At 63.8% G+C, this 9597-nt stretch carries 8 protein-coding genes; 2 read left to right on the top strand and 6 right to left on the bottom strand.

Annotated features, from left to right (window positions below):
- Positions 1-162: 162 nt before the first annotated feature.
- The 3 genes from NKI38_RS32760 to NKI38_RS32750 are packed head-to-tail and all read right to left on the bottom strand — an operon-like array spanning position 163 to position 5994.
- Positions 163-3516, bottom strand: a complete 3354-nt coding sequence (locus NKI38_RS32760; protein WP_352664929.1) for an error-prone DNA polymerase — start codon at positions 3514-3516, stop codon at positions 163-165.
- Complete coding sequence (locus tag NKI38_RS32755) at positions 3513-4991, bottom strand: DUF6504 family protein (RefSeq protein ID WP_352664927.1); 1479 nt, start codon at positions 4989-4991, stop codon at positions 3513-3515. Before NKI38_RS32755 ends, NKI38_RS32760 begins: the two co-directional genes overlap by 4 nt.
- The gene (locus NKI38_RS32750) at positions 4933-5994 is read right to left on the bottom strand and encodes an ImuA family protein (RefSeq protein WP_352664925.1); all 1062 of its coding nucleotides are present in this window, start codon (positions 5992-5994) and stop codon (positions 4933-4935) included. Before NKI38_RS32750 ends, NKI38_RS32755 begins: the two co-directional genes overlap by 59 nt.
- A gap of 184 nt (positions 5995-6178) precedes the next feature.
- On the opposite strand from NKI38_RS32750, the gene NKI38_RS32745 reads away from it, so the two are divergent.
- Positions 6179-6601, top strand: coding sequence for a metallopeptidase family protein (locus NKI38_RS32745; RefSeq protein WP_352664923.1), 423 nt, complete (start codon positions 6179-6181; stop codon positions 6599-6601).
- Positions 6602-6682: 81 nt separating this feature from the next.
- Here the strand turns inward: NKI38_RS32745 and NKI38_RS32740 are convergent, their stop codons facing one another.
- Entirely contained in the window at positions 6683-7330 is a 648-nt protein-coding gene (locus NKI38_RS32740) for a TetR/AcrR family transcriptional regulator (protein WP_352664921.1), read from the bottom strand.
- 170 nt (positions 7331-7500) lie between these two features.
- Here NKI38_RS32740 and NKI38_RS32735 point away from each other — a divergent pair, with 170 nt between their 5' ends.
- Positions 7501-8181 (top strand): hypothetical protein, encoded by a 681-nt coding sequence (locus NKI38_RS32735; protein ID WP_352664919.1) that lies wholly within the window; start codon positions 7501-7503, stop codon positions 8179-8181.
- Here NKI38_RS32735 and NKI38_RS32730 read toward each other — a convergent pair.
- Positions 8168-8374 (bottom strand): DUF1737 domain-containing protein, encoded by a 207-nt coding sequence (locus NKI38_RS32730; RefSeq protein ID WP_352632146.1) that lies wholly within the window; start codon positions 8372-8374, stop codon positions 8168-8170. The genes NKI38_RS32735 and NKI38_RS32730 overlap by 14 nt on opposite strands.
- A gap of 45 nt (positions 8375-8419) precedes the next feature.
- The gene (locus tag NKI38_RS32725; RefSeq protein ID WP_352664931.1) at positions 8420-9313 is read right to left on the bottom strand and encodes an HpcH/HpaI aldolase/citrate lyase family protein; all 894 of its coding nucleotides are present in this window, start codon (positions 9311-9313) and stop codon (positions 8420-8422) included.
- Positions 9314-9597 lie beyond the last annotated feature (284 nt).

Genomic DNA, 9597 nt, shown 5'->3' with positions numbered 1-9597 from the left:
TCGACAACCAGAGAGAAGACGGACAAACCCCGTTTTACGGGGCATGCACATGCGGCATTTCGATTCACTCAAAACTTTCCCCGGACAGCCCTGCCCCTTGCGGGGGAGATGTCCGGCAGGACAGAGGGGGTGCTGTCCCGCTGACATCGAAGTTTTTTGCCACTACTGAAAATTGCGCCCCTTGGGCATCACTTGTTCCGCCTCTCCCGACAATGCCGCGAGATCCTGCCGGATCGGCGTGCTCCGGATTGTGGATCGACTGTCGCGATCCGGACTTTTGGCAGTGCGTTCCTGAGGACCGGCGACCGCCGATCCAGCCTCGCTGACCTTCTCCAGAAGCACGGTCAGCCAAGGCGTCAGATCCTCGACCTTTTCTGCAACGATGTGGACCACACCCGATTCCGACTGCAATTTCCCGGTGACCCGAACGAACCGCGCGCCCATGACGATCGGCCGGTAACGGTCGAAGGTTCTTTGCCACAAAATGACGTTGGCCACCGCCTTGTCGTCTTCCAGCGTCAGGAAGATCGCGTTGCCCTTGCCGGGGCGCTGCCGTACCAGCACGAGGCCGGCAACGGAGACACGCCGGCCGTCGCGTACGGAAGGCAGGTTCGCATTGGGCGTGACGCCGGCGCGGTCGAGCCGCTCGCGCAGGAAGGCGACCGGATGCGCCTTCAGCGACAGGCCGAGCGAGCGGTAGTCGTGGATGACATGCTCGCCGAGCGGCATTTTCGGTAGCTTCGTCTCGGGCTCCAGCTCGCGCAGGCGGAGCGCCGGTTGGTCGAACAGCGGCAGCCTTTCGGCGGCGCTCTTGCCGTCGAGCGCGCGCACCGCCCACAAGGCTTCGCGACGATCAAGACCAAGCGAACGGAAGGCATCGGCTTGCGCCAGCCTCTCGATCTCGTCGACATCGAGACCGGAGCGCAGCCAGACGTCCCTGACGGACACGTAGCCGTCGCCGCGCCGGTCGACGAACAGCTCCATGCGCTCCTTGGACAGGCCCTTGATCTGCCTGAAGCCGAGCCGCAGTGCATGATCCGTCTCGATGACGCCGCGCATCTCGGCATGGCGCGCGAGGATGCGGGCCGGATCGAAAGGCGCTTTCTCCAGCGTGCAGTCCCAGACCGAGAAATTGACGTCGACGTCGCGAATGTCGACGCCATGGTCGCGCGCGTCGCGCACCAGCTGGGCCGGCTGGTAAAATCCCATAGGCTGCGAATTCAGGATCGCGGCGCAGAACACGTCGGGATAGAAGGTCTTGAACCAGCAGGAGGCATAGACCAGCAGCGCGAAGGAGGCGGCGTGGCTTTCGGGAAAGCCGTATTCGCCAAAACCCTCGATCTGCTTGAAGCAGCGCTCGGCGAAGTCCTTGGTGTATCCCTTGTCAACCATGCCGTCGATCATGCGCCGGCGATAATTGCCGATCGTGCCGGTGCGCTTGAAGGTGGCCATGGCGCGGCGCAGTTCATCGGCCTCGCCCGGCCTGAAACCGCCGGCGACGATGGCGATCTTCATCGCCTGTTCCTGGAACAGCGGCACGCCAAGCGTCTTGCTGAGGATCGCCTCCAGCTCCGGCTTCTGATATTCGGGTTTTTCCTTGCCTTGCCGGCGGCGCAGATAGGGATGGACCATGTCGCCCTGGATCGGACCCGGCCGGACGATCGCCACTTCGATGACGAGATCATAAAAATTGTCCGGCTTGAGACGCGGCAGCATCGACATCTGGGCGCGGGATTCAATCTGGAAGACGCCGAGCGTGTCGGCGCGGCAGATCATGTCGTAGACATTTCTATCCTCGGGCGGCAACGTGGCCAGCACATAGGGCCGGCCATATTTATCCCGTGCATTGGGATAGTGCTCCTCCAGCAAGGTGAAGGCGCGTTTCAGGCAGGTCAGCATGCCGAGCGCCAGCACGTCCACTTTCAGGATCTTCACCGCGTCGAGATCATCCTTGTCCCATTCGACCATCTTGCGCTCGTCCATCGCCGTCTTGACGATGGGCACGATCTCGTCGAGCCGGTCCCTGGTGATGACGAAGCCGCCGACATGCTGCGACAGGTGGCGGGGAAAACCCATGATCTCGTTGGCGCGTTCCAATACATGCCGCGACACCGGATCGGTGCGGTCGAGGCCGCCGGCGCGAGCTTCCTTCTCGCCGAGTTCCGAGGTCGACCAGCCCCAGATCGAACCGGACAATGACCCCCTGACATCCTCCGACAGGCCCATTGCCTTGGAGACTTCGCGCAGCGCCGAGCGGCCGCGATAGCTGATGACGGCGGCGGCCAGTGCCGTGCGCTTGGTGCTGTACTTCGTATAGATGTACTGCATCACCTCTTCGCGTCGCTCATGCTCGAAATCGACGTCGATATCCGGCGGTTCGTTCCTCTCCTCGGAAATGAAGCGCTCGAACAGCGTGTCGATCCTGTCCGGGCCGACTTCTGTGATGCCGATGCAGAAGCAGACGATCGAATTGGCGGCCGAACCGCGCCCCTGGCAGAGAATGTCCTGGCTGCGGGCGAACTTGACGATGTCGTAGACGGTCAGGAAATAGCGGGCGTAGTTGAGGCGCTCTATCAGAGCGAGCTCTTCCGCGATGCGCTTGGTCACCGAAGCGGGCACACCTGCGGGATAACGCTCGGCAGCCCCCTCCCGTGCCAGCCGTTCCAGCTCGGCCTGCGGCCCGAGACCCGATTCCGTCGGTTCGTCGGGGTAGTTGTACTGGAGATCGCTCAACGAAAAAGTCAGCTCCTGCGCAAATCGCAAGGTTTCGGCCAGTGCCTGCGGATGCCTGCGGAACAGGCGCGCCATCTCCATTGGCGGCCTCAGGTGGCGTTCGGCATTGGCGGCCAGTTGCAGCCCGACCTCGGAGACGGGTGTGTTGAGGCGGATCGCGGTCAGCACGTCCTGCAGCGGGCGCCGTTCGGCCGTGTGGTAGAGGACGTCGTTGGTCGCCATCAGCGGGATGCCGGCGCTCTCGGCAAACGCCGCTGCCTGCTCGATCCGGAAACGGTCATTGCCGGCATAGTCGGGTGAAACGCCAAGCCGCAGGTTCCGGCCGAAACGATGCTTGAGATCACGAAGCAAGGCGAGACGGTCTTGCGGACCCGCCGACAGATCGGGCAGGACCGCCAGCGACATCAGATCCCCCCATTCGAGCAGGTCGCTGCGCTGGAGAAGGGTGGCGCCCTTTTCGTTCTCGTCGCGCAGGTTGGCCTGGGTGAGCATGCGGCACAGATGTCCCCAGCCCTTGCGGTCCCTGGGATAGGCGAGAATGTCCGGCGTGCCATCGCCAAAAACCAGCCGACAGCCGGGGTGATAGGAAAGCTTTTCCACCTTGGCCTGCTGCCAGGCGCGCACCACACCGGCCACCGTGTTGCGGTCGGCAAGCCCGATCGCGGAAAAGCCCAGAAGCTTGGCGGCGACCACCAACTCCTCCGGCTTGGAAGCGCCGCGCAGGAAGGAGAAATTCGACTGGATGCCGAACTCGGCATAGGGAATGACGGTCAGCGCGTTCATGCAAAGACCCCATGCAGGAACCAGCGCGGCGGGACCTGCGAGGCGCCGCCGTAAAGGCCTTGCCTATAGAGCCAGTAGCGGCGGCCGTCGGCATCCTCGATGCGGAAATAGTCGCGCGTCGATGCCGCCTCGTCGCTCGGCGACTCGCGCCACCATTCGGCGGCGATGCGCTCCGGCCCCTCGGCCCGCGTCACCCGGTAGAGCGCGCGGCGCCAGCGGAAGTTCAGCGGCGGCCCCTCGGGCATTTCGGTGGCCGGCACGTCGATGGGTTCGGGCGAGCGGAACAGCCGGATCGGCCGTTCCGGCGGGAAGATAATCATCGGCGCCTGCAGTCTGTCCGGTTTCTTCGGCGGCGTGGTCCGGCGCGGGGCTTCGGTGAAGGGGATGGTGGCGACGGCGCGCTCCGGCAGATGGCTTTCGACGGCAACCGGCTGCAGGACCGCGCCATCGCCGAGCCGGGCGCGGATGCGGTCGGCGAACAGCGCGATATCGGCGCCGTCGTCGATCACCTCGCCGGCAAGATCGGCCTGCTGCATGTCGATAGCGGCTGATGTCAGCACCGAAAGCCGCACCAGATCGAAGCCATAGCCGGCATCGATATCCTGTTCGAGCGCGGCCAGCCGCTCATGGAACAATTTCTGGATCAGCATGGGTTCGCGCATCGGCCGCGAGGTGCCGATGGCGATGCGGCTGACGGCGCCGTCGACGCGAAAGAGCAGCAACGCCAGCGTCCTGGCGCCTTCGCCGCGACGCTCGAGGTCGATCTTCAAGGTCGTCGCCAGCATGCCCACCAGCCGTTCTATGTCCTCGGTCAAGGTGACGGGCTCGGCCAGATGGCGTTCGACCGAAAGCGGCGCGACGGGCAGCCGCGGCGACACGGCCTCGTCGAGACGGCCAAGCGCCTGGTCGAGGCGCAGGAGCAGCAAGGCGCCGAAGCGGCGGGCGAGCGGCGCGCGCGGTGCCGCCATGACGGCGCCCGCCGTGCGCAGGCCGACGCTTTCCAGGCTGGCGCGGGTCGCCGGCTCGATGCGCAGTGCGGCCAGCGGCAGGGGTGCCAGCAGCGCTTCCTCCTCGCCGCCATCGACGATGCGGTCACCGGCAAACCGTGCCGCCGCCCAAGCCGCGCCCGGTGTCGCGGCAAGCCCGGCGCGGACGTCGAAACCCTGATGGAAAAAGCGCGACAGGATGTCGTCGAGCATGGCGCGTTCGCCGCCGAACAGATGGGTGCAGCCGGTGACGTCGAGAAACAGGCCGTCCGCCCCGTCCAGCGCCACCAGCGGGGTGTAGCGGTCGCACCAGTCGGCAAGACCTTCGAGCAGGCGCCGGTCGGCCTCCGGATCGGCCTCGACGATGTCGATCGACGGATGCATGGCGCGCGCATCGGCAATGCCCATATCGCGCTTCAAGTGCAGTGCTTCAGCCCGCTCGTCGAGGGCCGAGATGCGCTGCGCGTTGCGGTCGCGATGGCTGATCACGAGCGGTGGGTGAGATGGCGGCAGGTGATCCGACGACCGGGAACGCCAGGACCGCCCCAGACGCTGCCGCAGGATCCTTTCCACGGCCAGATAGGGAAACCACAGGGACAGGATTCTTTGCCCGGCCTCTTTCCTCGCCCCTTCTTTCGTCGCTCGTTCTTTCGTCGAATGCGCGTTCATCGGGGTTCCACTCCAGTGTGAATTGTCCAGGCAAGGCCGTGCGGCTCTTGCCGATGGTGAGGATAAAGGCCGGGTGGCCGATCGAGCCGGCGAGCGGCCCGGCGATGGTGTCGCGCGGTACCGCTGGCGCCGACGCGACGATGAGCCGGACGGGGGCCGCCGTCGGCTCGGGCTCGGCCGCCTGCCGCAGCAGGAACACCGGCCGGCCCGCACCTTGGGCCCGCGCATGCAGCCGGCGCGTCGCGGTCAGGTCCAGCCGCTGCGGATTGCCGCGAATTTCCAAGATGACGGCGGCGAGCGCCGTCATCCGGGCAGCCTCCTCGGCGACCCACAGCGCATCGACAAGTCGGGGCGCCTCGGAAAACAGCAATTGTTCCGGCTGGATGCCGAACGAGGCATGAAGCCCCCTGGCGTAGGGAAAGCCGGCTTCGCGGAAGATTTCCGTGGTGCCGATCCACAGCACCGGCAGTTCTGGCGTCCGCTTGAGGATCAGGCTGGTGAGCGACAGGGCGAAGCCGGCGACAGCCCCGGCATCGCGGGTTTGCGTGCCATGGAATTCGCTCAAGGCTGCCTTGGGCAGGCCACCGCTCAAGGCGGCATCGAGCCGCTCGACACCGATGGGCAGGAAAGCATCCGGCAAAGCCGCGGCAATGCCGCGCCGGACGATTGTGAGATCGGTATTGGGCGTGACACCCGTGCTGGCGTCAGCATCAGGGGTCGCTGCGGCCGGCGCCTGCAGGCGCTCGGGCAGCGTTCCCTCGATTTTCGCGATCTGGCGGCGCAGGGCAAAAACAGTTTCCCGCGCCACGGCGGTCATCGCCATGACGGTCAGCTTCCACTCACAATTGTTCCTGTTATGTTCTTATAGATTCCAGAGCGCGTCCCAAGAGTCAAGCTGAGTCATGGGGAATTTATTCCTGTCGTGTGGGTTTGTCTGAGACGTGCGGCCGCCAGTCATTTGCCGAGTCCTGTGTGAAAGCCTATATGCCGGGATCAAAGGACAAAGCATGGCCCGCATCTACAAGACCCGCACCTGGCATGACGAACTCTCGCCCTCGATGGACGAAATGGAGTTCCTGGCGCTGGAGGCCTATGCCCATCTGCCGGAGGATTTTCGCAAGCTGACCGGCGAGATCGTCATCCAGATCGCCGAGTTCCCGACCGACGAGATCATGGACGATCTGTCGCTGGAAACGCCCTTCGACCTGCTCGGCCTGTTCGAAGGACGCGGCATCGCCGAGCGCTGGAATCCGCAGACCGGCGAAGGCCCGAACCGCATCACGCTCTACCGCCGCGCCATCCTCGACTACTGGTCCGAGAACGAGGAAACGCTGGGCGACATCGTCACCCACGTGCTGATCCACGAGATCGGCCACCATTTTGGGCTGTCCGATGACGATATGGAGAGGATCGAAGAGGCGGCTGAGTAACTGGTTCCTACGCCGCGTGAAATGTCCACTCCTCTCAAGTCTCTCTCAAGTCGGTCCAGAACTCAGCGGCGGCAAAGGCTTCTAAGATTTCGCTTCAGACAGGTCGGTCATCCGGCTGACGAAAAGATGCAGCGCCTTGTGCACGGCGAGCGATGGCGGCTCGGACGGATGCCACTGCGAAAAATGACCATCAACCACCATTCGTGCCAAGCCATAGACAAATGCACGAGCGGCAAGAACCAGATGATCGAAGTCCGTGTTCGCAGCCAACCGACCCTGTTGTTGCGCCTGAGTCAGCAGGTCGATCATCTTCCGGCGAATGGCTTCATTCTGACCCCGAAGACTGTCCGACCCGTCGAAATCAATCAGCGTTCGGGAGCTGATGACCTGGAAATGCGTGGGATTGGCAATCGCCCATTCCAGATAGCCTTGTCCGATTGCTTCGAAGGCCACGATGGGATCTTCGCTGTCGACTTCTGAAAGTGCATTGGTGACGGCCTCTGTCAGCCGGCTCATGGCCTGTTCGGCGACCGCGGTCAGCAGCGCTGTTTTCGATTGAAAATGCCGGAAGGGCGCGCCGGGGGAAACGCCGGCTCGCTTTGCGGCTTCGCGCACGCTCACATTGTCGGGGCCGCCTTCCTCGACAAGTTGAATTGCAGCATCGATCAACGTGTCCCGCAAATTGCCATGGTGGTAGCTGGTGCGGCGAGGCGTCTTGGCTTCTGCCATTTCTTTCCTTTGTTTCGTAGAACTGCTTCACGCGTCCGTAGCATGAATACCGAAATTTATGTAATCAACGTTTACAACCCCAGCAAGAGCATGTAATCACTGATTACAAATGGGATCGGAACAGGCCTGCGGTCTTCGCGGCTGCCGTTTTCCCAGATGAGGAGACGAACATGCTCGCCACGACCGCCGAACCCCGCCGTCCGCAATCGCTCATTTCGCTTCACAGTTCAGCCGAAGAACCTCAGGAGAATTCCACGGCTGTCCAGTCGAGCGCGGCTGTGCCCAGCGCTACGCTTTATCGGCTTGCCGCCATCGCCGGGGCGGGGAGCGCGCTTATTCTTCTGGTCAACGCGGCCAAACGCAGCTCGCTCATCGCGACCACCGATCTGACGCAACTTCTCGCGCCAGTCGCCGAGATATTGGCGCTTGGTCTTGTCGTAGGCCTGTTTCTTGCGTTTGGCCGGCGCGCGGGCCTGTTCGGCACGATCGCGTTTGTCATCAACTTCGTTGCATTGGCAAGTTTGGTCGGTGTGGAAGTGGTGATCAATCTCGTATTTTCGAAGCTTCCGCTGACAACCATCACCGACCTGCGCGCCGGGCCACTCGGACTGGCTCTGGTTGCCAGTTCAGTTCTTTTTCTGCTTGGGACGCCGGCGTTTGTAATCTCTCTTGTCGTTGCAAGAGGTGTGCCGCGCATTCCACTCGCTCTCTATTTCATTGGCGCGATGCCTATCGCTCTCCGTGCGTTCGTGCCGGAGTTGGCTCTTGACCTGGGCTTGGTGACGCTTGCGGCAGCGATCGCCTGGCTGGCCGGGTGGCTGTGGATGCGAGCGCCGACTACCAGTCGCTGAGCTTGGTGTCCGGTCCGTATTCCTGTCCGTCGATATCCTTCACGACGGCCTGGCCGCAGCACATGGTCTTGGCCTTCTTGTCGAAGGCATAGGTCGGCGAGCCGAACAGGTGCCAGCCCTTGTTCAGCGCCGCCGTCACCTTGTGGCAAAAGCTGGCGTCGTCCGGGCCGGTCAGAAAGCGGTAGAGTTTCATCGGGTTGGTTCCTGTCGTGAGTAGCCCGCAAGCACAGGGCTGATATCATGCGCCGATGGCGGCTGCCTTCGCCAGCAGTTTTTCGGCCTGCGCCAGGTGCAACCGCTCGACCATTCTTCCGTTCAGCGCAATCACCCCTTTGCCGGCATTTTCGGAAAGCGCGAAGGCTTCTTTCACCGAGCGCGCCTCGGCCACCGCCTCGGGCGACGGTGCAAAGGCTCGATTGGCGGCTTCGATCTGGGCCGGGTGGATAAGCGATTTGCCGTCGAACCCCATGGCAGCGGCTTCCGCGCATTCGCGAGCAAAGACGTCGAGATCGCGGAAATCGTTGGAGACGCCGTCGAGCATGTCGAGGCCGCCGGCGCGCGCGGCCAGCAGCATCTGCATCAGCCAGGGCACGAGATAGCGCCGGTCAGGCGTGACCAGCACGCCGGTCTCCTTGACCAGATCATTCGTTCCGGCAACGAAACAGTCAAGCCGCGAGGCCGGATCGCGGCCAAGCTCGGCAATGGCGCCGATGTTGAGCATGGCCTTGGGCGTCTCGATCATCGCCCATAGTTTCACCGCATCGGGGGCAAAATTTTCGTCGAGCACGTCGCCGACTTCCAGAATGTCGCGCGGCGTGTCGACCTTGGGCAGCAGGAGGCCGTCAGGCTCGCATTTGGCCATGGCAAGCAGATCGTCGGCGCCCCATTCGCTGGACAGCGCGTTGACACGCACGATCATCTCGCAGCGGCGGCCAATATCGTTGGCAACCGGACGTTTGGCCAAAATGCCCGCCAGTTTTTCGCGGGCGGCAATCTTGTCGGCCGGTGCGACGGCGTCTTCGAGGTCGATGATGATTGCGTCGCAGGAAAGCTGCGCGATCTTGGCCAGCGCCTTGTCGTTGGAGGCCGGGACGTAGAGCACGGAACGGCGCGGGCGATAGGTTTCGGTCATCTCAAATCTATGCCGCGTGTGGTTGGTCGAGGCAAGCGCGTGCATTAAGCTCGATCTCCCCCCTCGTGGGGGAGATGTCCGGCAGGACAGAGGGGGGCGCTGTCCTGCCGACCTCTCAAGACCTGGGTTCCTCGCCCCCGCAAAGCGGGGGAGAGGTGGCCGCGAAGCGGCCGGAGAGGGGGCCTTCTAGGGCGCAGCCCCCTCTCCGTGGCGGGGGGGGCGCGGCACCCCGCCCCCCCCAGAGGGGGGGGGGGGGCCCCCCCGGCGCCCCCGCCGGCCAACAC

It is taken from the genome of Mesorhizobium sp. M0621 (genome assembly GCF_040320745.1).
Classification (GTDB): Bacteria; Pseudomonadota; Alphaproteobacteria; order Rhizobiales; family Rhizobiaceae; genus Mesorhizobium.
The sequence above is the reverse complement of the archived record's forward strand: the minus strand, read 5'-3'. Positions and strand labels throughout refer to the sequence as shown.